24 protein-coding genes are annotated in these 21,052 nt (G+C 64.5%); 21 read left to right on the top strand and 3 right to left on the bottom strand.

The genetic code is table 11. From position 1 onward, the window contains the following. The first annotated feature begins 10 nt into the window (after window positions 1–10). From ftsY to trmD, 8 genes are all read left to right on the top strand, one after another. The gene (ftsY, locus tag HMPREF3176_RS06320) at window positions 11–1,480 is read left to right on the top strand and encodes a signal recognition particle-docking protein FtsY (RefSeq protein WP_070458980.1); all 1,470 of its coding nucleotides are present in this window, start codon (window positions 11–13) and stop codon (window positions 1,478–1,480) included. A gap of 138 nt (window positions 1,481–1,618) precedes the next feature. Next, window positions 1,619–3,211, top strand: coding sequence for a signal recognition particle protein (ffh, locus tag HMPREF3176_RS06315; protein WP_070435772.1), 1,593 nt, complete (start codon window positions 1,619–1,621; stop codon window positions 3,209–3,211). A 3-nt stretch (window positions 3,212–3,214) separates the two neighbouring features. After that, window positions 3,215–3,850, top strand: a complete 636-nt coding sequence (locus tag HMPREF3176_RS06310; protein WP_070458978.1) for a hypothetical protein — start codon at window positions 3,215–3,217, stop codon at window positions 3,848–3,850. 221 nt (window positions 3,851–4,071) lie between these two features. Further along, entirely contained in the window at window positions 4,072–4,572 is a 501-nt protein-coding gene (gene rpsP / locus HMPREF3176_RS06305) for a 30S ribosomal protein S16 (RefSeq protein ID WP_034370277.1), read from the top strand. Between the two features lie 2 nt (window positions 4,573–4,574). Next, window positions 4,575–4,817 carry an RNA-binding protein gene (locus tag HMPREF3176_RS06300; RefSeq protein WP_016663066.1) on the top strand — a complete coding sequence of 81 codons (243 nt, stop codon included), beginning with the start codon at window positions 4,575–4,577 and terminating at the stop codon, window positions 4,815–4,817. A gap of 72 nt (window positions 4,818–4,889) precedes the next feature. Then, window positions 4,890–5,813, top strand: coding sequence for a hypothetical protein (locus HMPREF3176_RS06295; protein ID WP_141742377.1), 924 nt, complete (start codon window positions 4,890–4,892; stop codon window positions 5,811–5,813). Continuing rightward, window positions 5,806–6,372 (top strand): ribosome maturation factor RimM, encoded by a 567-nt coding sequence (gene rimM, locus HMPREF3176_RS06290; RefSeq protein ID WP_232049674.1) that lies wholly within the window; start codon window positions 5,806–5,808, stop codon window positions 6,370–6,372. Before HMPREF3176_RS06295 ends, rimM begins: the two co-directional genes overlap by 8 nt. A gap of 6 nt (window positions 6,373–6,378) precedes the next feature. Continuing rightward, window positions 6,379–7,113 carry a tRNA (guanosine(37)-N1)-methyltransferase TrmD gene (gene trmD, locus HMPREF3176_RS06285; protein WP_070458973.1) on the top strand — a complete coding sequence of 245 codons (735 nt, stop codon included), beginning with the start codon at window positions 6,379–6,381 and terminating at the stop codon, window positions 7,111–7,113. 15 nt (window positions 7,114–7,128) lie between these two features. Here trmD and HMPREF3176_RS06280 read toward each other — a convergent pair whose 3' ends face one another. Next, the gene (locus HMPREF3176_RS06280) at window positions 7,129–7,755 is read right to left on the bottom strand and encodes a hypothetical protein (protein ID WP_070458971.1); all 627 of its coding nucleotides are present in this window, start codon (window positions 7,753–7,755) and stop codon (window positions 7,129–7,131) included. 279 nt (window positions 7,756–8,034) lie between these two features. On the opposite strand from HMPREF3176_RS06280, the gene rplS reads away from it, so the two are divergent. From rplS to HMPREF3176_RS06240, 8 genes are all read left to right on the top strand, one after another. After that, window positions 8,035–8,385 carry a 50S ribosomal protein L19 gene (gene rplS, locus HMPREF3176_RS06275; RefSeq protein WP_016663061.1) on the top strand — a complete coding sequence of 117 codons (351 nt, stop codon included), beginning with the start codon at window positions 8,035–8,037 and terminating at the stop codon, window positions 8,383–8,385. 8 nt (window positions 8,386–8,393) lie between these two features. Next, window positions 8,394–8,963, top strand: coding sequence for a signal peptidase I (gene lepB, locus HMPREF3176_RS06270; protein WP_246826686.1), 570 nt, complete (start codon window positions 8,394–8,396; stop codon window positions 8,961–8,963). 10 nt (window positions 8,964–8,973) lie between these two features. After that, entirely contained in the window at window positions 8,974–9,828 is an 855-nt protein-coding gene (lepB, locus tag HMPREF3176_RS06265; RefSeq protein WP_070458967.1) for a signal peptidase I, read from the top strand. 16 nt (window positions 9,829–9,844) lie between these two features. Then, window positions 9,845–10,618, top strand: coding sequence for a ribonuclease HII (locus HMPREF3176_RS06260; protein WP_083286287.1), 774 nt, complete (start codon window positions 9,845–9,847; stop codon window positions 10,616–10,618). Between the two features lie 67 nt (window positions 10,619–10,685). Then, the gene (locus HMPREF3176_RS06255) at window positions 10,686–10,985 is read left to right on the top strand and encodes a DUF2469 domain-containing protein (protein WP_016663057.1); all 300 of its coding nucleotides are present in this window, start codon (window positions 10,686–10,688) and stop codon (window positions 10,983–10,985) included. A gap of 100 nt (window positions 10,986–11,085) precedes the next feature. Next, on the top strand, window positions 11,086–11,484 hold the full coding sequence (locus HMPREF3176_RS06250; RefSeq protein WP_052126686.1) for a YraN family protein: 399 nt from the start codon (window positions 11,086–11,088) through the stop codon (window positions 11,482–11,484). Then, on the top strand, window positions 11,481–13,022 hold the full coding sequence (locus tag HMPREF3176_RS06245; RefSeq protein ID WP_070458964.1) for a YifB family Mg chelatase-like AAA ATPase: 1,542 nt from the start codon (window positions 11,481–11,483) through the stop codon (window positions 13,020–13,022). Before HMPREF3176_RS06250 ends, HMPREF3176_RS06245 begins: the two co-directional genes overlap by 4 nt. Beyond that, window positions 13,019–14,353, top strand: coding sequence for a DNA-processing protein DprA (locus HMPREF3176_RS06240; RefSeq protein WP_083286286.1), 1,335 nt, complete (start codon window positions 13,019–13,021; stop codon window positions 14,351–14,353). The genes HMPREF3176_RS06245 and HMPREF3176_RS06240 overlap by 4 nt, the downstream gene beginning before the upstream one ends. Before the next feature lie 22 nt (window positions 14,354–14,375). Here the strand turns inward: HMPREF3176_RS06240 and HMPREF3176_RS06235 are convergent, their stop codons facing one another. Further along, window positions 14,376–15,542, bottom strand: a complete 1,167-nt coding sequence (locus HMPREF3176_RS06235) for an FAD-dependent monooxygenase (RefSeq protein ID WP_070458962.1) — start codon at window positions 15,540–15,542, stop codon at window positions 14,376–14,378. Window positions 15,543–15,678: 136 nt separating this feature from the next. Here HMPREF3176_RS06235 and HMPREF3176_RS06230 point away from each other — a divergent pair, with 136 nt between their 5' ends. Then, the gene (locus HMPREF3176_RS06230) at window positions 15,679–16,677 is read left to right on the top strand and encodes a tyrosine recombinase XerC (RefSeq protein WP_034370257.1); all 999 of its coding nucleotides are present in this window, start codon (window positions 15,679–15,681) and stop codon (window positions 16,675–16,677) included. Window positions 16,678–16,737: 60 nt separating this feature from the next. On the opposite strand, the gene HMPREF3176_RS06225 is transcribed toward HMPREF3176_RS06230, so the two are convergent. Next, window positions 16,738–17,373, bottom strand: coding sequence for a M23 family metallopeptidase (locus HMPREF3176_RS06225; protein ID WP_070458960.1), 636 nt, complete (start codon window positions 17,371–17,373; stop codon window positions 16,738–16,740). Between the two features lie 378 nt (window positions 17,374–17,751). Here HMPREF3176_RS06225 and rpsB point away from each other — a divergent pair, with 378 nt between their 5' ends. From rpsB to frr, 4 genes are all read left to right on the top strand, one after another. Further along, on the top strand, window positions 17,752–18,624 hold the full coding sequence (gene rpsB / locus HMPREF3176_RS06220) for a 30S ribosomal protein S2 (RefSeq protein WP_034370254.1): 873 nt from the start codon (window positions 17,752–17,754) through the stop codon (window positions 18,622–18,624). A gap of 51 nt (window positions 18,625–18,675) precedes the next feature. Beyond that, the gene (gene tsf / locus HMPREF3176_RS06215; protein WP_016663048.1) at window positions 18,676–19,500 is read left to right on the top strand and encodes a translation elongation factor Ts; all 825 of its coding nucleotides are present in this window, start codon (window positions 18,676–18,678) and stop codon (window positions 19,498–19,500) included. A gap of 160 nt (window positions 19,501–19,660) precedes the next feature. Continuing rightward, window positions 19,661–20,425, top strand: a complete 765-nt coding sequence (pyrH, locus tag HMPREF3176_RS06210) for a UMP kinase (protein ID WP_016663047.1) — start codon at window positions 19,661–19,663, stop codon at window positions 20,423–20,425. 50 nt (window positions 20,426–20,475) lie between these two features. Continuing rightward, window positions 20,476–21,042, top strand: coding sequence for a ribosome recycling factor (gene frr, locus HMPREF3176_RS06205; protein ID WP_016663046.1), 567 nt, complete (start codon window positions 20,476–20,478; stop codon window positions 21,040–21,042). Window positions 21,043–21,052 lie beyond the last annotated feature (10 nt).

Below are 21,052 nucleotides of genomic sequence, written 5' to 3'. Positions count from 1 at the left end.
GGGAGGGCTAATGGACTTAAACGAACTGATATTGACCCTCGTCGCAAGCGGCGGCGGTGTCGCCGTTATCGCGGCGGGGTTGTGGGCGCTCACGCGGCCGTCGGGAAGTGACACCGACGGCAAAGAGGCGCCGGAGAAAGACGCCAAGGGCGAGCGCAAGGAAGCCGCAAAGCCGGAGCGTCCCGCCGCCCCCACGTGGGGGGAGTCGCTTTCGGCGCCTGCTAAGAAACCCGCGCGCGAAGCGGGAAGCGAAGAGGAGGAGGGGGCCGACGCCTCTCAGGCTCCCGTCGACGCCGAAGTGCCGCACGAGGGCGGCGTGCAGGCGTCGGACACAGCCGAGGCCACCCCTGCCGCGCCCGTGGCGCCCGCTGAACCCGTTGAACCGGTCGAGCCCGTCGCGCCGGTCGAACCCGTTGAAACTGCTGAGCCGGTCGACCCCGTCGAACCCGTCGAGCCCGCCGAGCCGGTTGCTCCGGCCGAGGAAGTCGAGCAGGCGGACGTCGAAGCCGAGCCGCACGCCCCCGTCGAGACGCCTGAGCCGACCGCCGATCGCATGGTGCGCCTTCGCGCGCGTCTCCAGCGCTCCGGATCGATTGGCCGAGGAATCCTCGCGCTGCTCACGAGCGGCGATATCGACATGGACACGTGGGACGAGATCGAGGAAACCCTCCTCATGGCCGACCTCGGCCCCGATGCGACCGACGAACTGATGGAGGCGCTGCGCGATCGTGTGCAGGTGCTCGGCACGAAGGACCCCGACGCGGTCCGCGAGATTCTGCGTGAAGAACTCGTCAAGCTCGTCAACCCCGGCCTCGACCGTCGACTCGCGGCGAGCGCGATCGAGGCGCCCGACGGCTCGATGGTGCCGAGCGTCGTCATGATGGTCGGCGTCAACGGCACCGGAAAGACGACGACGACCGGTAAGTTCGGCCGCGTCCTCATCGCCGAAGGCCGCACCGTACTCTTTGGGGCTGCCGATACATTCCGTGCCGCAGCTGCCGAGCAGCTCCAGACGTGGGGCGAGCGCGTGGGCGTCACAACCGTGCGCAGCGAACGCGAAAACGCCGATCCGGCCTCGGTCGCCTTCGACGCTGTTCAGGCCGGCATCGACCAGGGTGTCGATGTCGTCGTGATCGATACGGCCGGTCGCCTCCAGAACAAGAAGGGGCTCATGGACGAACTCGGCAAGATTCGCCGCGTCGCCTCGAAGGCCCTCAAGGGGGCCGAGATCCAGGAGGTCATCCTCGTCCTTGACGCGACGACCGGCCAGAACGGCATGCAGCAGGCGCGCGTGTTCGCTGAGGCCGTGAACGTCACGGGCATCGCGCTCACGAAGCTCGACGGCACCGCGAAGGGTGGCATCGTCGTCAACGTCCAGCGCGAGCTCGGCGTGCCCGTGAAGCTTGTGGGTCTCGGTGAAGGCATGGACGACCTCACGCCGTTCGACCCGTACGGGTTCGTGGACGCGCTCCTCGAGTAGTTCCCCTCACCTCTTTCGCGCGAGCCGGAGAGCATCGACCCCCGTTACAATGGGTGCGCTCCGGCTCGCGGGGTGCGCCCCCACGGGTGCGCGCCGTCACCTCGCTCGCCGCCCCAAGTTTCCCGAGGCTATTTTTTCGTGTTTGACAATCTTTCCGATCGCATTAGTAAGACCCTCAAGGGCCTGCGTGGCCAGGGCCGCCTCACTGAGGCCGATATCGACAAGACCGTGCGTGAGATCCGCCGCGCACTGCTTGACGCGGACGTCGCGGTCCCCGTCGTTCGGCAGTTTGCCGCGCGCGTGCGCGAGCGCGCCCTCGGCGCAGAAGTCTCGAAGGCGCTGAACCCCGCGCAGCAGGTCGTCAAGATCGTCCACGCTGAGCTCGTCGAGGTTCTCGGCGGTGCGACCGGCCAGCTCCAGTTCGCGAAGAACCCGCCAACCGTGATCATGCTCGCGGGCCTCCAGGGCGCCGGTAAAACGACACTTGCCGGCAAGCTTGCCAAGTACCTCAAGGACGAGGGCCACACGCCGCTGCTCGTTGCGTCCGACCTCCAGCGCCCCAATGCCGTCAACCAGCTCCAGATCGTCGGTGAGCGGGCGGGCGTCAAGGTGTTCGCCCCCGAGCCCGGCAATGGCGTGGGGGACCCTGTTGTCGTTGCCCTCGACGGTGTCGCGACGGCGGCGCACGAGCAGTACGACGTTGTGATTGTTGATACCGCGGGCCGCCTCGGCATCGACGAAGAAATGATGCAGCAGGCGCGGGATATCCGCGATGCCGTCAACCCCGACAACACCCTTTTTGTCGTCGACGCGATGATCGGCCAGGATGCCGCGCGCGTCGCTGAAGCGTTCCGCGACGGCGTGGGCTTCACGGGCGTGGTGCTGTCGAAACTCGACGGCGATGCACGCGGTGGCGCGGCCCTCTCCATCACGGGCATCACCGACCGCCCGATTCTCTTCGCCTCGACCGGTGAGGCACTCGGTGATTTCGAGCGGTTCCACCCGGACCGCATGGCGAGCCGCATCCTCGATATGGGCGACGTGCTTACCCTCATCGAGCAGGCTGAAAAGCGCATGGACCGCGAGGAAGCCGAGAAGGTCGCCTCGAAGCTCGCGCAGGGCGAAGAATTCAACCTCAACGACTTCATGTCGATGCTTCAGCAGATCAAGTCGATGGGCTCGATGAAGAAGATGCTCGGCATGATGCCGAACATGCGCCAGTACAAGCAGGCGATCGATCAGTTCGACGATTCGATGATCACGCGTATCGAAGCAATGGTGCAGTCCATGACGCCGTTCGAGCGCGCGAACCCCAAAGAGATCAACGGCACACGCCGAGCACGCATCGCAAAGGGCTCCGGCACGACCGTGACCGAAGTGAATCGTCTGCTCGATCAGTTCAAGCAGATGCAAAAGATGATGGGCTCGGTGGGCAAGGGCCTGGCCGGCGGCGGTGGTTTCGGGGCGCCGGGCATGGGATTTGGCAAGAAATCCCGCGGACGCATGCAGTCCCCGAAGAAAAACAAAAAGAAGTCCCGTTCGGGCAACCCTGCGAAGCGCGCAGCCGAAGAAAAGGCGTGGGCGGAGCAGCAGGCCCAGAAGAAGGGTTCGGCCTTCGGCGGCGCGGGCGCGTTTGGAGGGGTGGGGAATTCCGCCGACGCCAGCGCCGACTTGTCGAACCTCGACATGAATCAGCTTCCGCCAGAACTTCGCAAGATGCTCGGAAAGTAGCCGATGTCCACCGTCACGACCGGTAGCCTTCCCGCTCTCACCTCGGGACTTCGATTCCCCACGTCGAGGCGTGGCGCGCGCTACTGCATCGATAACGTCGATCGTTTCCTCGACACCTTGGATGAGGAACTCGTGCTCACTGAGGGAGACGTCGAGCGCTCGCTCGCTCTCGCCGAGCGTATCGAGGCGCAGTCGTTCCCGCGCGTCGGGCTTATGCGTGAGGGCTACCAGGCAGCCGTCGTGGACGAAGCCCTCGAAGCGGTCGTGCGTGAACTGCGGGCCGATCCGCTCAGCGATCACAATGCTCTCGTGATTTGCGTGGATGACTTTCTTGCGGCGCATCAGCCACTGACGTGGGCCGACGCGCAGGCCGGCGCCGTTGGTGGAACCGTGAGGCTGTACGAACGCTCGAGCGTGGAAAAGGCCTTCGCTGACTTTCGCGCGATCGCTACGGCCGGCGATACGCACGAGACGCATCGCAAGCTCAGGCAGTTCCGCAAAGAGCTCACGCTCGCGCGACTCGGCGATTGGGAGAGCGGGGCAGGTGCCGACGGCGAGGGCTATCCCGCGTTCGCCGTCGATCGGTTCTTTGCGCTCAGTATTTCCGACCATTGCTCGGCGCCGCTGTCTGGCGAGTAACGGCGGAGGCGCAGCGGCCGTCGGATCCTTAACTGTGCCCGGTGGCACACGCTGCGGCCTTTCGCTGAGGGGCCGGTTTCGGGCATAATTGACCCTTGTATGTGCCCGCTCCGGAGCCCTCTACCCGGCCGGGCACGTCCAGCCGAGGAAAGCGCAGCTTATGTTGACCCCACGGGCGGCGCGATTCTCACCCATTCTTACGCAGAAGGAGAGACAGCCTCGTGGCCGTCAAGATTCGTCTAAAGCGCATGGGCAAGGTCCATGCACCGGTTTACCGCATCGTTGTTGTTGACTCGCGCAAGAAGCGCGATGGCGCCGTGATCGAAGAGATCGGCAAGTACAACCCGAACGAGCAGCCCTCGTTCATGGAAGTCGACTCGGAGCGCGCGCAGTACTGGCTCGGCGTGGGTGCCCAGCCCAGCGACCAGGTCGCCGCGATCCTCAAGGTCACCGGTGAGTGGGCAAAGTTCAAGGGTGAAGAGGGCACCGAAGGCACCCTCAAGGCCAAGGAAGCAAAGGTGAGCGCCGAGGAGCGCATCGCCGCCGCTGACAAGGCCGCCGCTGAAAAGCGCGAAGAGGTCAAGGCCGCCAAGGAAAAGGCTGAGGCCGAAGCCGCCGCTGAGAAGGAAGCCGCTGAGGCTGCCGAGAACGCCGAGTCCTCCGAGGAGTCGGCTGAGGGTGCCGAGGCCGAGACTTCCGAAGAGACCACCGAAGAGGCCTGAGCATGAGTGCCCGCGCCGAAGCTCTCGCGCACCTCGTGTGCGGGATCGTCGACAACCCCGATGACGTGCGCGTCAAGGAAAAGTCGACCCGCCGGGGGCCGCTGCTCGAAGTGCGCGTTCACCCCGATGATCTCGGGCGCGTGATCGGGCGTTCGGGTCGCACGGCCCGGGCGCTGCGCACCGTGACCACGGCACTGTCCAACGACGACATTCGCGTGGACATCGTGGACACCGACAAGCGCTAACGGTGACAACGCACCTTGAGGCGGCAGCAACGCTACAGTGTGGCGCGGCTGCCGCCTTTCCTTATGAGACCCGTGAGTGAGGATTCCATGAAGCTCTCCCGCATTCTTCGCCCGCTCGCTGCCTTCGGCGCAGCGGGACTTCTGGCGCTCGGCGCTGCCGGGTGCGACGCAATCGGCTCGACAGGCGGTGAGCCCTCGGGTGGTGGCACCGTAGAGGTCACGACGATAAAGAAGAAGCCCCAGGTCGATCCCGCGACCGAGTACGCGTGCACCCAGTTCTTTGGCGACCCAGATTACGTCTCGCCCGAGTACTTCCAGGCGATTGCCATGGGGGCGAGTGCCCTTGAGATCGGCGGTACGAACGAGTACATGTTCCAGACTGCCGCCGAGGATGTGCGTGGGACGTTTGCCGAATCCACCGAGGATGTTAAGGGTGCGGCCGGCAAGGTCGCCGACTGGATCGAAACTGAATCCGCGAAGGGGAAGGACGCCGATACCGAAGCCTTCAAGGGAGTGCTCGAGGGTCTCGCATCGGCGTGCGCGCCGATGTCGGTGCACGCGACGTGGGCGAGCGGTGGCGGTGAGAAGGGCAAGAAACCCGCAAAACTCGTGTGTGCTGAGCTTGCGACAAAGCCGCAGCTGTTCACCGAATACCGCAACGGCAACGTTTTCACCTCGAACTCCTTTAAAGCCATTGGTTTTCGCGGCAAGTATGTTCCGAAGTCCGATCGTGCAAAGGTCCAGAACCTCAGCGACATTCTCCAGGACGAGATCGATAACGTCGATGACGAGGGCGTGAAGAAGGCCCTCACCGAGGTCCAGAAACCGTTCCAAAAAGTTCTTGACGGAGATCCGAACTCTTCTGGCTCGCGTGCGACTCTCGATGGTTTCGGCGCGGCGTGCGAGGCAGCGGGATACGAAGGCGCCGTTGACCTCCCGAGCGAGGACCCGGGCGAGAGCGGCGAGGGCGGCGGAGGTGAGCTTGCCGGTGAGTGACAACGTGACGGTAGTCGTGGGCACAATCGGCAAGGCTCACGGTCTCAAGGGCGAGGTGTCGCTCATCGTACGCACCGATATTCCCGAAGAGCGCCTCGTGAAGGGTGCCCGTTTCGACGTTGACGGGGGCGAGGGAACGCCCCAACAGCTCACGCTCGCCGCGACGCGCACACAGCAAGGGCGGTGGTACGTGAAGTTCGCCGAGATCCACGATCGCACGGCGGCAGAGGGGCTTCGCGGCGCAGATCTGGTACTCGAGCTGGATCGCGACGAGGAGTTTGAAGAGGATCCCGATGCGTGGTACCCGGAGGAACTCAAGGGGCTTGAAGTCCGTACGGACGATGGCCGAGTGCTCGGCACCGTGATCGGGCTCGATCACTATCCCGCGCAGGACCTGTTGATCGTGCGGGCGGTGGATGGCCGGCGCGTCATGCTTCCGTTCGTCGAGGAGCTCGTGCCCGAAGTCGACATTGAGGGCGGGTTCGTGGTTGCGGATCCTCCCGGCGGTCTCTTCGATCCCGAGAACGCGCTGAGCGAGCGCGATGGTGCGAAGGGCTAGCGTCTCGTGCGTATCGACGTCATCACGATTTTTCCCGAATACCTCGCCCCGCTCGAGCTTTCCCTCATCGGCAAGGCCCGCAAGGACGGGCTCATCGATGTGCACCTGCACAACTTGCGCGATTACACGCACGATCGTCACCGCACAGTCGATGACACGCCCGTGGGTGGCGGGGCCGGCATGGTGATGAAGCCCGAGCCGTGGGCTGAAGCGTTTGCGGATGTGCTCGCCTCGGGGAAGGGGGAGTCCGACGATCGCTCCGCTTCACCGCTCGTTATTTTCCCGAACCCGGCGGGCGAACCGTTTACGCAGCGGGCTGCGGAACAGCGGGCCGAGGAGCCGTGGCTTATTTTCGCGTGCGGCCGCTACGAAGGGATCGACGAGCGCGTTTATGAGTACCTCGCCGATCAAGGCGTGCGCGTTGCGCTCAGCTCACTCGGTGATTATGTGCTCAACGGTGGCGAGGTTGCGGTTCTCGCGATGACCGAGGCGATCGTGCGGCTCGTGCCGGGGGTCGTGGGCAATCCCGAATCGATCGTCGAGGAGTCTCACACGAGCGGGCTGCTCGAGTACCCGCTCTATACAAAGCCCGCGCGTTGGACCTCGCCCGATGGCGTACAGCGCGACGTGCCCGAAGTGCTGCTCAGCGGCCACCACGCGCGCATCCAAAAGTGGCGCCGCGAACGTTCACTCGAGCGCACTGCCGAGCGCAGGCCAGATCTGCTCGAGGGGCGCGAGTAGCCCGCTAGCGCCCTCTTAGTCTTCGCCTCGTTCCTGGTCCTTCGGGTGGTCCTGGGCTCCGAGATGACGCACGAGGCGCCTTGTTGTGAAGGGCCAATAGAAGGCCGCGAAGGCAATGGCGATGAAGCCAAACGCGCATCCAATGTCGAGGAAAACGCGCTGAGGCAAGCTCCCCGCCATAAGGGCATGGCCAGCGCACGCGAGTGCGGCAAGGATTGCGAGCACGCCGAAGCCCACAAGAACGGCGTTGACGGGCTTGACTTTCGAGTGATGGTCGCGTGCAACCGCCGCTGACTCAGGCGTTGTTGCCACGTGCCCTTCCTCGACCGCTTGGAGGACGCCGTGGCGCCTCCCCGGCACGAAGTGAATAACGAGCCCCGCAATCACGAGTGCGAGCGCGATGGCGAGCCCCACGATCATTGAGCGGGCGGGGTCGTCGCCAGTCCAGGGAAGGAGCGCGAGCGCCCAAAACAGCGCGGCGGGTGCGAGGAGCACGAGGAGGAACGAGACGAGGTTCGAGACGTGCTCCTTCGTGGAGTGCTTAACGAAGGTGGTTGCTTCCGCGTGAGTGAGGCCGCTGCTCGTGATGGCCCGGTGCGACCGGGTAGCGTCGGTGGTTTCTTGGTTGTCGTGCGCGTTCACGGTGCTCCTTTCGTGCGAGCAACCTCGCACTCTCCTTCACGGGACATCCTATTGCGTGCCTCTTGGAGCAGTGGCAAAATGGATGACCGTGCGTGTTGCGCCGTGACCTGCCTCGGGGGGTTGCGGCACGAGGCAACAGGGCAGATCCGTCGCCACGGGAATGGCGGCCAGAGGCCCGGCACATGTGAATGATTCATAGACGCCCTCGGTGGGTCTGACCCGCCGCCAGGGGGTAAAACATTCGCCGTCCGACCCGGGGCGGGAGGCAGGAGAAAACTTATGCAGAAGTTCGATGAACTCGATGCGGCGCACCTCAAGAGCGACGTTCCCGATTTCCGCGCTGGCGACAACGTCAAGGTGCACGTGAAGGTTGTTGAAGGTAACCGCTCGCGTATCCAGGTGTTCCAGGGCTACGTCATCGCTCGCAAGGGCGGCGGCATCAAGGAAACCTTCCGCGTCCGCAAGGTCTCGTTCGGCGTCGGCGTCGAGCGTGTCTTCCCGGTTCACGCTCCGACGGTCGAGAAGATCGAGGTCGTTTCTCGCGGTGACGTTCGCCGTGCGAAGCTCTACTACCTTCGTGGCCTCACCGGCAAGAAGGCCCGCATCCGCGAGAAGCGCGAACACTCCTGATTCGCGCCTTGCGCTCTCAATCGCAGCCGCGGCGATCGCTCCTCGTGTGGGTGATCGCCGCGGTTTTATGCGTCGTACTTCTCGCCGTGCTTGGTGTGCGACATTTCGTTGTGACGACCTACCACGTGCCGAGTGGGTCAATGGCGCCGACGCTCAACGCGGGGGAGTACATCGTCGTGGATCGCACGAGCCGAGGTACGGCGCGTCGTGGTGACGTCGTGGTGTTCGACGGTAAGGGGTATTTCGGCGGAGCGTCACAGTATTGGGTGAAGCGTGTGATCGGCGTCGGCGGCGATCGCGTGCGCTGCTGCACCGACGAAGGCCAGCTCGAGGTGAACGGTCGCCCGCTCGAGGAGCCCTATCTTCCCGATTCCCTCACGCGTGCGAGCGCGGTCGATTTTGATGTCGCGGTGCCCGAGGGGCACATGTTCCTTCTCGGCGACAGCCGCGATCACTCATCCGATTCGCGCAATCACCTCGGTGATCCCGGTGGAGGCATGGTTCCCGTTTCACGTACGCAAGGGCGCGTAACGCGTGTCGTGTGGCCGCTTTCCGATGGGCGCGAGATCTCCCACTAGACTGGATCCGATGTCTGAGCTCGAGCCCCCTGCCCCCGCGGTCCCCGAACCGCGCGAATCGTCGACCGCACCGGATCCCGCCGATCCGAGTGGGGATTCGTCGCGCCGTGCCGGCGCCAGGGCCCACGCGAAAAAGAGCGGAGTGCTCAGCTCGGTTCTTGATTGGACGGTCACCATTGTCATCGCACTCATCGTTGCTGTGCTGATCAAGACTTTCCTCGTGCAGTCGTTCTTCATCCCGTCGGCGTCGATGCACCCGACCCTCATGGAAGACGACAAGATCCTCGTCTCGAAGCTTCATCCGGGAGTTCTCGACCTGCACCGTGGCGATGTCATCGTGTTTCAAGACCCGGGTAACTGGGTGGGAGGCAACCACGATCGCCCGCTCACAGCCGGACAGCAGGCCTCCAAAGCCCTCAGCTACGTGGGGCTCGCCCCGGACCCGACAGAAAATCACCTCGTGAAGCGCCTCATCGGTGTGGGCGGTGACCACATCGTGTGCAAGGAACGCGGCGGCCCGATGAGCGTTAACGGTGTGGAGCTCGACGAAACCTACATCGTTCCCGGTAACGGTGCGTGCCAGGTGTCGTTCGACGTCACGGTCCCCGAGGGCAAACTGTGGGTCATGGGGGACAACCGCTTCAATAGCGCCGACTCCTCCGAGCATTACGCGCGTGGCGAGGACCCGTTCGTCGACGAATCGAAGGTAGCGGGCAAAGCCGTCTTGCTCTTCCTCCCGTTCGAGCACTGGAGCACCCTCAAGGACGGCGAGAAGGTGTTCGAGAAACTGAACAACGCCGAGAGCGCGGCAAGCATCGGCCCCACGCGGTCGAGGGATCTGTCGCCCCTCGCGCTCGCCGCGTAAGGCCCGCGTGACGCGAATGCCACGTCCCCCCGCGACTGCCGAGCGCGAGCTTTTTCTTGCGAGTGCATTTCTTGCCGCACACCCTGAGGCCTCGTCGTGCGCGGTCATTGGGCTCGACGAAGTGGGTCGCGGGGCTCTCGCCGGCCCGGTCGCGGTGGGCGCGTTCGCGGTGAGGTGCGAGCGGGGTGAGGATCCGGTTCCGACGCTTGCCGAGCTACCGTCGGGCCTCAAAGACTCCAAGCTGCTCAGCCCCACCAAACGCGAGGCGTTTTTCGCGACCCTCGCGGGCGGGGCGAGTTCGATTCCTCTTCCGCTCGGGCTCGTTGCGCGATGCGGAACCGAGGTGTGCCCGGCAGCCGTCGGAACTGCACGGGCCAGGGAGATTGACGAACACGGTATTTCTCATGCGCTCACCCTCGCGGCGACGCGTGCTCTCGAGGCGACCCGCGAGGCACTCGACGTGCCGCTCGCGGGCGTGATTCTGGATGGGAACCACGATTATGTGTCGCGCGGGTGCGAAACGCCGCTCGAGTGCCCGCTCGAGGTGGTCGTCAAGGCCGATCAGACGTGCGTATCGGTGGCCGCGGCGAGCATTCTCGCGAAGGTTGCGCGAGATCGCCACATGGGTGCGCTCGACACCGAAGCCCCCGGGTACGGGTGGGCCGGCAACAAAGGCTACGGGTCCAAGGCGCACCGCGAGGCGATCGCAAAGCTCGGGATCCACGCCGAGCATCGCGCGAGTTGGAAGCTCGTGCCGGCTGAACAGCCGGGATTCGATCTGCCACTGTAATCTTGACAATCGCGGGTGGCACGCCGCTGCGAACAACCATGAGAGCCACGACGTGAGGGAGGGCGCTTTGAACGTGCATGATCTCGATGCCTACGAGGCCGACATGGAGCTTCAGCTCTATCGCGAATACCGCGACGTCGTGGGAACGTATGCGTACCGCATCGAAACGGAGCGTAGGCTCTACCTCGCGAACCAGGTTGACGTGCATGTTCAGCATGCGGGTGGCGAAGTGTTCTACGAGTTGAACCTTGCCGATGCGTGGGTGTGGGACGTGCACCGAACGTCGCGATTCGTGCGTTCCGTTCGCGTGTTGACGTTCAAGGACGTCAACGTTGAAGAGCTTGAGAAGCCCGAGTTCGATCTCTAGCCATGCCGTAGTCGGTGGTTCGCGCCTCACAGGGCGCACCCATCCACAATTGGTCGTTGCTCGACTGACACCGATGCGTAGTTTCGGCATCGTGTGAGGCATGACGATCACGACAGAAGTCGACACTCGCGGTGCCGACACCCTCTCCACCAAAAAACTTGGCAACCTCGGCGAGGACATCGCCGCAGACATCCTCACGCGCGCGGGCTACGAGATCCTCGAGCGGAATTTCCGCACGCGCCACGGCGAAATCGACATCGTCGCGCTCGACGGCGACACGCTCGTGTTCATCGAGGTCAAAACGCGGCGCAGCCTCGTGATGGGCTCGGCGGTAGAAGCGGTCGATTCCCGCAAGGTACGCAAGCTTCGCACGATGATCGGCGCATATTTTCTCGAGCGAAGCCCGCAGCACTCTGGTGTGCGTCTCGATGCTTTCGGTGTCTTCGTCATGCCCGGCGGGCACGTCGACGTCACACACCTCAAGGCAGTGGGCTCATGAGCGTCGCGCGCGTGCTCGGCATGAGCCTGTGGGGGCTCGAGGGGCGAATTGTTGAGGTTGAATGCGAAATCAGCAGGGGGCTTCCCGCTTTCGTGATCGTGGGGCTCCCGGACTCCTCGACCCTCCAGGCCCGCGAGCGCGTCAAGAGTGCGTGCGCCAACGCGGGCCATGCCGTTGGGGAGAAGAAAGTTACCGTAAACCTCTCGCCCGCGTGGATGAAAAAGAGTGGCTCCGGGTTCGATCTCCCGATCGCCGTCGCGACCCTCGCTGCGAAGGGGGTCCTCCCGCCGGGGCACCTTGAGAACACGCTCTTCATCGCTGAACTTGCGCTCGAGGGGAGTCTCAGGCCCGTGCCCGGGATTCTCCCCGCAGTGCGGGCAGCCGCTAAAAGCGGGGTGCGTCGGGTCGTCGTCGCCGAGGCTAACGCTGACGAAGCGCGCCTCGTGCCCGGCATCGACGTGCACTCTGCGTGCCATCTCGGCGAGGTCCTTAACGCATTCGGGGGAAAGGCCGTGTGGACTCGACGTGGGCTTTTTGACCTCGAGGAGGAAGAGGGCCCAGGCGAACCGCCGACCACCGTGCGCGAACAGCCTGATTTTCTTGACGTCAAGGGGCAAAAACTCGGGCGCGAGGCGGCGGAGATCGCCGCCGCGGGAGGTCATCACATGCTCCTTCTCGGGCCGCCCGGCGCGGGCAAAAGCATGATTGCCTCGCGCCTTCCAAGCATCCTTCCTCCGCTCGAGCCGGAGCGTGCTCTCGAGCTCAGCGCGATCGCTTCGATTGCCGGGGAGTTCGATGCGTCGAAGGGACTTGTGAGCGAGGCACCCTTTATCGCTCCGCACCACACCTCGAGCGTCGCGTCGATCATCGGCGGCGGCAGTAACCTTGCGAGTCCCGGCGCTGTCTCTCGCGCTCACGGGGGAGTGCTTTTCTTTGACGAAGCGCCTGAGTTCGCGCCCAAGGTTCTTGAGTCGCTTCGGGAGGTGCTCGAGACGGGGGAGGTGTCTCTCCACCGCACTCGCGGCGTGGCGACCTACCCCGCGGCGTTTCAACTGATCCTCGCCGCCAATCCGTGTCCGTGCGGCCATGCCGATGCGCGAGGCGACCGGTGCCGGTGCACGTCGCTTCAGCGCCGCCGCTACATGGCGCGTCTATCGGGGCCGATCGTCGACCGCATCGACCTTCGGATCACGCTTGCGCCCGTGCGTTCCCTCAGCGGGTCGACGAGAGAAGAATCGAGCGCGCACATTCGAGAGCGCGTGTGTGCGGCGCGCGAGACTCAGCATCGACGCCTCGACGGCAGCGGTTATCTCGTCAATGCCCAGGTGAGCGGCTGGTTTCTCGATCAAGAGATGCCATTGGAGCGCACCGACGACGCGATCTTGGTGCGTGCAGTGGAGCGCGGTCGCCTCACGATGCGGGGCCGCGACCGCGTGCGGCGTGTCGCGTGGACCCTCGCCGACCTTGAGGGGAAGGCTCGGCCGACGAGCGCCCACGTCGCGACGGCTCTCGAGCTTCGAGGGGAGGATGCGTCGTGATCGAGCCGAGAAGCGGGAGCGAGGTGGCGCGTTTTTGGGATGCCGACTCCGTTCCTCTCGAGCCATGTGCTTCGCGTGCTGACCTCGAGGCGCGAGCGGTGTGGAGCGCCCTCGCTGAAGCGACGGATGCCGCCGCACGGTACCTGTGGCTTTCGCGCGGGCCCGTCGATGCACTTGCCCTGGCGCTCGACGGTTCCATCCGCGAGATTGTGGTGGCCCTCGAGGAAGCGGCGTGCAATCCGGAAGCCGAGTTGCTCCATGTCACGGCTGCGCACGAGTCAATGCGAATTCGAAACGCGCGTCATGCCGCCGAGCGTGCCAAGGCGGCATGGACCGAACGGGTCGAAGGGGCACGCGATGTTCTTGAACGATCGATGTCGAGCGGCATCGAACTCGTGCGCCCGGGGGAGCCGGGATGGCCAGCGGGATTCTCAGCGCTAGGGATCAATGCGCCCTTTGCCCTGTGGCACGCAGGTAGTCGACGCACCCCGAGCGAGGGGAAGGCTGTTGCGCTCGTGGGCGCGCGCGGCGCGACCCGCTACGGCACGAGCGTTGCCCGAGATTTCGCAGCGGCGCTCGCGGAGCGTGGTGTGCGAGTGGTTTCCGGCGGTGCACTGGGGATCGATGCCGCCGCTCATTCGGGGGCACTCGCCGCTCGAAGCGTGCGCGAGGGCGGCGGTGGGACCGCCGCGTTCCTTGCGGGTGGGTTGGATGACTACTACCCCCGCGCAAATGCGGGGCTTCTCGCGCGCGTGCGCGGCGAAGGAGGGCTCTATTCCGAGGCGCCCATCGGGGCACGGCCAACCAGGTGGCGTTTTCTCTCGCGCAATCGACTCATTGCCGCGGCAAGCGACGCGACGATTGTCGTCGAGGCCGCGTGGCGCTCTGGCGCGCTTTCCACCGCTGCGCACGCCGATGCCCTCTCGCTTCCCGTCGGTGCCGTTCCGGGGCCCGTAACCTCGCCGGAAAGCAGCGGCTGCCACCGGCTCATTGCCGAGCGAGGAGCGCAGCTTATATCGAGGGTCGAGGACATCGAGATGATGATTGCGGGAGTGGCGGGAGGCGTGGAAACCGTCGGCCTCGAAAGCCCTGCCGAGAGCACGGGAGCCCTCCCTCTTGATGTTGAGCTCCTCGGCCCTCTCGACCGCCTCGTCTTTGACGGGATCCCGCGTTTTTCTGCAATCGGGGTGCGGGAGCTTGCCACACAGTGTGCTCTCGATCGTGAACAGGTGCGCTCGAGTCTCGCGCGCATCGAGCTTCTCGGGCTCGCACACGTCTCACGAGGGAGGGCGCGCCGAAACCAAAGGGAAGCGTCGGCAGGCTCGCCTTGAGGCGAAAGAGCCGGCAAGAGATCTACGCGTGTGTTGTAGGTGGGGTCCATCTGGTCGTTGCCATGACCTGACCGGCGAGCAGCCGATCCGGCATGATGCGCAAGAGCTCATTGCGGAGGGAGGCTAGTGCGGGTCCGCCCATATGAGCGATGCGGCCGATCCGGCGAGAGGAGCGCGCAATGGCGCTTGCGCGAGCGCGGCGAAGTCTGTCGTACTTCACGAGTACTGTTTCGAGAGACTGTGCCGCACGCGGCGTGCTCACGACGCTCCGCAAGAGCACGGCCAATGTCGCGGCATCTTCGAGACCCTGGCACGCTCCCTGCCCAAGGTTCGGTGTCATCGCGTGCGCGGCATCGCCAATGAGTACAGTGCGCCCACGCGCGAACGAACAAAGCTCCCCGGCGAGTTCGACGATCGGGAGGTACTGAATCGTGTTTTCGCCGCTCGCGTGGATGACCTCGGGAATGGGGGAGTGCCAGCGATCGAAAAGGCGATGCAACTCCTCGAGGTTGTTGTGCCCGCGTCGCGGTTCATGCGTCGTGTGGACGCCGAACCAATAGACGCGCCCGTCGTAGAGAGGCGCCACACCGAAGCGTGCTCTCGTTCCCCACGTTTCCGCGCCTACAGCGTCAAGTTCAAAGGGAGCTTCGGTGAGGCCCCTCCACGCGGCATATCCCGCATACCGCGTGCCCGGGTCCTCGGGCCATGCTCGACGTACGGCGCTTGTGAGACCGTCGGCTCCCACGACGAGGTCGAAAGTTTCACTTTGCACGCGGCCCTCACGATCGTGGAGCGTGAGGGTGCCGGTCAGGGGAACGACCCGCTCGACGCGTGTTCTCGCGCGAATGAGGTCGCGAGGTAACGCAGAGGCAAGGAGCATGTGGAGTTCGTCGCGAGCGATCACAAGAGACTGAGCGGTGACCTCAGTAGGAAAACGCATGAGCCACGTGCCCCGAGGGCTGCGCTGTCCGCCTTGAAGCGGTCCCTGCTGGCGCTGACGTTCACGAAAAGGCTCACCAATTCCGAGGGAATCGAGCGCAGCGAGGGCATTGGGTGCGAGCGTAATCCCTGACCCGCCGATGCGCACCATAGGAGATTTTTCATATACCGTGACATCGAGGCCTTCGCGATGCAGAGCTGCGGCGAGAGCGAGCCCGCTAATCCCGGCACCCACGATCGCCACTTTCATGCGGACTCCTTTCAAAGCCCCTTGAGAACTCAAGGCGAGCATAGCGGGAGCCCGGGTGTGGCGCGATCTCGTGGTCTGTGCATGACCCCTCGAGGCAAGTCCCGTGCGCTATGGCGCCGCATGCCACACTGGAGGCATGACCTCGCGAACGGACAAGCGCTCACCCCGCAGTACTCGCACGCTTGTCGTTGCCGAGGGGGACGAGGAACTTCTTGAACGCTACGAGCGGCACCTCCGCTATGAGCGTGCGCGCAGCGAGCACACCATCCGCGCCTACCTTTCCGATGCGATTTCGCTTCTCGAGTTCACCTTCCAAGAGCGCTCGGGGGAGTGGAACGGCGCGCGCGACCTCTCGATCCAGGACCTTCGTGCGTGGCTTGCCGCAAGAGCTGACGCCGGCCACAGCCCCACGACCCTCGCACGCGCTGCAGCAGCCGCTCGCACATTTACGGCATGGATGCTCGAGGCGGGACTTGTGGAACTCGATCCTGGCAGACGCCTACGCGCTCCGAAGCGGGCTCGCGCCCTACCCCACGTGGTCAGTGCGGATCAGGCGCGCGGGATCCTCGACGAGGCAGAACGCGCTTCGCGCGAGGAAAGCGTCGGACCGAACGGAGACCATCAAACCGACCCACTTCGCGTGCGTGACGCGGCCATTTTGGAGGTGCTGTATTCCTCTGGCCTGCGGGTATCCGAACTGTGTGCGCTCGATCTCGCGAGCGTGGATCGTGTGAACCGCACGCTGCGCGTGATCGGCAAGGGAAACAAAGAACGAGTTGTGCCGCTCGGGGTGCCTGCCCTCGAAGCGATAGACCGGTGGGTGCGCCTCGCGAGACCGAACCTCGTGCGAGAGGAACATGAAGCGCTCTTTCTTGGCGCTCGCGGGGGCCGCGTCAACGATCGTGCGGTGCGCACGGTGGTCGACCGTGCCGCGCGCGAGGGCGGACTCGAAGGTCACATTTCCCCGCACACGTGGCGGCACAGTGCTGCGACGCATCTCATGGAAGGCGGTGCTGACCTGCGCAGTGTCCAGGACCTGCTTGGGCACTCTTCGCTCCAAACGACGCAGATCTACACGCACGTTTCTGCTGAACGTCTCAAGGAAGCCGTGAAGCAGGCTCACCCCCGGGCCTGACGAGAGCATAAGCGCCGTTGAGCTACGTCAATCCGACTTGAGGGGGAAGAGGGGGCGCGCTCATTGGCGGGGGAGAAGCACGCTCGGTCCCCGGCCTTCGAGAAGCGGCAGTGGATCGAGGTAGTCCTTGCCGCGCTTGGCCCCAAGGTGCACGCAGCCGGCATCACAGTGCGCGTGTTCCGACGGTTGCTCAATCACGCCGATGGCCTGTCCTTTGTGCACCGAGTCCCCCTTTGCGATGGAGGCGATGACCGGCTCGTAGGTCGAGGTGAGTCCGTTGCCGTGAAGGATCGCCACCACGGGCTTGCCCGCAACCTTCCCGGCGAAGGTCACGGTGCCACTGTCCACCGCGCTCACCTCGAGAGTGCTTCCCGCGATATCGATGCCGCGGTGGCCCGGCCCATACCTGTGCGCGGGTGCTTCGAAAAAGCGAACAACGTCGTGTTCCGGGCCTAAGGGCCAGGCCCATATGCCCTCGCGACCGCTCGGGTCTTGAGCCGGCGGAGGTTTCGGTGAGGTGGGTGTGACGAGAGTGCGCACCGCGCGGCGTGCGTGGTCCATGATCGCGATGAGACGCTCGTGCGAGAGATTCTCATCGCCTTCGCCGTGGGCGGGGGTGAGGGTGAAAAATCCTGTGCCTATGAGAAGCGCGAAGATGACGATAATGCGGGTTCCGAGCCGGGTGGAGAGATGCATGGCTTAAGCTCACCGCGACCGCGCGCAACGGGGAAGGGACCCCCGCGTTTTGTGGAAGAGGAAGAGGGGTGCGGCACGAGGCGCGGGCTCGCTCACACGTCCCCTCAGTTTCGTGCGCAAATCAGGTTCGCTGTATTAGAGTTGCCGTAGCACTCGCATGCGCGGGTGACTTCGCGCGCCCACCCACGCGCGTGTGCCATCGTTCCACGCCGCTCCCATGAGCGAAGTGGCGGCTCATACGCAGGGCGCTAGGGCGAGCCGGCAACCGTCGGCCCGTAAAAAACGAGAACAGGCTTTGCGCAAGAACCCCACCGAGCCCACGCCCCGCGGGTGTGAGTGAGGCGGGCGAGCCCAGGGCCCAGAAAGGTAGTTACGACCATGGCAGTTGTGACACTCCGCCAGCTCCTCGAGAGCGGCGTCCACTTTGGACACCAGACCCGCCGTTGGAACCCGAAGATGAAGCGTTTCATCCTCACCGAGCGCAACGGCATCTACATCATTGACCTTCAGCAGTCGCTCACCTACATCGATCAGGCCTTCGACTTCGTCAAGGAGACCGTTGCCCACGGCGGCACGATTCTCTTCGTCGGCACGAAGAAGCAGGCTCAGGAGTCGATCCAGGAGCAGGCCACGCGCGTGGGCATGCCCTACGTGAACCAGCGCTGGCTCGGCGGCATGCTGACCAACCTTCAGACTGTCTCCGGTCGCGTCGACCGCCTCAAGGAACTCGAGCAGATCGACTTCGAGGACGTCGCCGGTTCGCAGTGGACCAAGAAGGAACTTCTCATGATGCGCCGTGAGAAGGAAAAGCTCGAAAAAACCCTCGGCGGCATCCGCGACATGAGCAAGGCTCCCTCGGCCGTGTGGATCGTGGACACCAAGAAGGAACACCTCGCCGTTGACGAAGCCACCAAGCTCGGCATTCCGGTCGTGGCAATCCTCGACACCAACGCCGATCCGGACGAAGTGCAGTACCCGATCCCGGGCAACGACGACGCGATCCGCGCCGTGACCCTCCTGACCCGCGTCATCGCAGATGCCGCTGCCGCCGGCCTCCAGGAGCGCCACGCCAAGCAGACCCAGGGCGAGAAGAACGTGTCGGCCGTTGACGCCGAGCCGCTCGCCGAGTGGGAACAGGAGCTGCTCAAGCAGTCCGAGGTTCAGCAGGAAGAGGCCGGCAAGGCCGAGGAGGCCACCGAGGCTCCCGCTGCTGAGGACAAGGCTGCCGAAGCAACCTCCGAAGAAGCCTGATTTTTCGACTATCACCTGTTCGCTCCCACAACCATTTAGAGGAGACAGATAATGGCTAACTACACGGCAGCAGACATCAAGGACATTCGCGAGAAGACCGGCGCGGGCATGCTCGACGTCAAGAAGGCTCTCGACGAGGCGAACGGCGACCACGAGAAGGCCGTCGAAATCATCCGCGTCAAGGGCCTCAAGGGCATCGCGAAGCGCGAGGGTCGCGCCGCATCGGAGGGCCTCATCGCCGCCGATGTCCGCGACGTCGAGGGCGGCCAGCTCGGCACGCTCGTGGAGATCAACTCGGAGACCGACTTCGTTGCGAAGAACGCCAAGTTCATCGCTCTCGGTGACGAGGCCGTTGCGGCCGCCGTCGAGTCGGGCGCTACGACCCCCGAGGAACTCGCTGAGACCTCCTTCGGCGAGGCCCTCACGAACGCCGGTGCGACCATGGGCGAGAAGATCCTCGTTCGCCGCATCGGCCGCGTCCAGGGCGAGGTCGTCACGAACTACATGCACCGCACCAACAAGGACCTCCCGCCGCAGGTCGGCGTGCTCGTCGCGACCGACAAGGCCGGCGCCGAGGTTGCGCGTGACGTGGCGATGCACATCGCGGCCTACTCGCCTCTCTACCTCACCCGCGAGGACGTTCCCGCGGATGTGGTTGAGAACGAGCGCCGTATCGCCGAGGAGACCGCGAAGAACGAGGGCAAGCCTGAGAAGGCTCTCCCCAAGATCGTTGAAGGCCGCATGAACGGCTTCTTCAAGGAGAACGTTCTTCTCGATCAGCCTTTCGCCAAGGACCCGAAGCAGAGCGTCGGCAAGGTCGTTGAGGCCGCTGGCGGCACGGTGACCGGTTTCGTGCGCTTCCGCGTGGGTAACTGATTTCCGACGTTTGCCAAAGCGTGAACGCGAGGGCTCGCACCCGTGGGTGCGGGCCCTCGCTTCTTTTCGGGCTTCTCACACGAGGACCTTCCCCACAGGGGCGGGCGTTGCCGGGCCGGTAGACTGTGGCCCCGAGAACCTGCACTCGGAAGGAATGTTGATGAGCACCGACCCCGATCCCATCACGTCGTCGATTCCCGTCATTGAACCGAAAGAGGGCTCGCGCCGCGTGCTCCTCAAACTCTCAGGTGAAGCCTTCGGTGGAGGCCGCGTGGGCGTCGATCCCGATGTGGTCTCGCGCATCGCTCGGGAGATTTCCGCGGGGGTTGCCGCGGGCGTTGAATGCGCGATCGTCGTGGGTGGCGGCAACTTCTTCCGCGGTGCTGAACTGAGCCAGCGAGGCATGGATCGCCGTCGCGCCGACTACATGGGGATGCTCGGCACCGTCATGAACTGCCTTGCACTTCAGGACTTCCTCGAGCAGGCCGGCACGTCCACGCGCGTGCAGACCGCTATTACGATGGGGCAGGTCGCCGAGCCCTACCTCCCACTTCGCGCCGTGCGCCACCTTGAAAAGGGCCGTGTCGTGATCTTCGGCGCGGGCGCGGGCATGCCGTACTTCTCGACCGATACTGTTGCCGTGCAGCGAGCGCTCGAGATCGGCTGCCACGAAGTGCTCATGGCGAAGAACGGCGTGGACGGCGTGTACACGGCTGACCCGAAGACGGACCCGAACGCGACCAAGCTCGAGCACCTCACGTATAGGGAGGCGCTGAGCAAGGGGCTGCGCGTCGTTGATTCGACCGCGTTTAGCCTGTGTATGGACAACAAACAGCAGATGATGGTCTTCGGTCTTGATGCGCCCGGCAACATCACGAAGGCGATGTGCGGCGACCGCATCGGCACCGTCGTTACGGGCGACTAAGATAGCCTTACCAGGCGAGATGTTTAACTAATCGGAAGGAACCGAGAGGCATGAGCGAGGACACCGGAAGCATCCTTAAAGAAGCCGGGGAGAAGATGGCAAAGTCGGTCGAGGTGACGAAGGAGGAGTTCACCGCGATCCGCACGGGACGCGCAAGCGCTGCGATGTTCCATGGCCTCACCGCTGACTACTACGGCACCCCGACGCCGCTCAACCAGCTCGCGGCGTTCCAGTTCCCCGAGGCCCGTACCGTGATTGTGACGCCTTACGACAAGGGCGCGATGGCCCAGATCGAAGAGGCGCTTCGCGAATCGGATCTTGGCGTGAACCCCACGAACAATGGCGACAACCTGCGCATTGTTCTGCCCGCGCTGACCGAAGAGCGCCGCAAGGACTACACGAAGCTTGCCAAGACCAAGGCCGAGGATGGCCGTATCGCGATCCGCGGCTCGCGTGCGCATGCGAAGAAGGCCATCGAGAAGCTCGTGAAGGACAAGGAGATCGGCGAGGACGAGGGCACCCGCGCTGAGAAGGAGCTCGAGGCTCTCACGAAGAAGTACACCGAGCAGGTGGATGTCGCACTCGAAGCGAAAGAAGAAGAGCTGCTCACCGTCTGAGCGGCCTTTC

This window comes from Dermabacter sp. HMSC08H10 (assembly GCF_001807585.1).
Classification (GTDB): Bacteria; Actinomycetota; Actinomycetes; order Actinomycetales; family Dermabacteraceae; genus Dermabacter; species Dermabacter hominis.
Note: the sequence above shows the minus strand (reverse complement) of the source record. Positions and strands in the feature narration are given on the sequence as shown.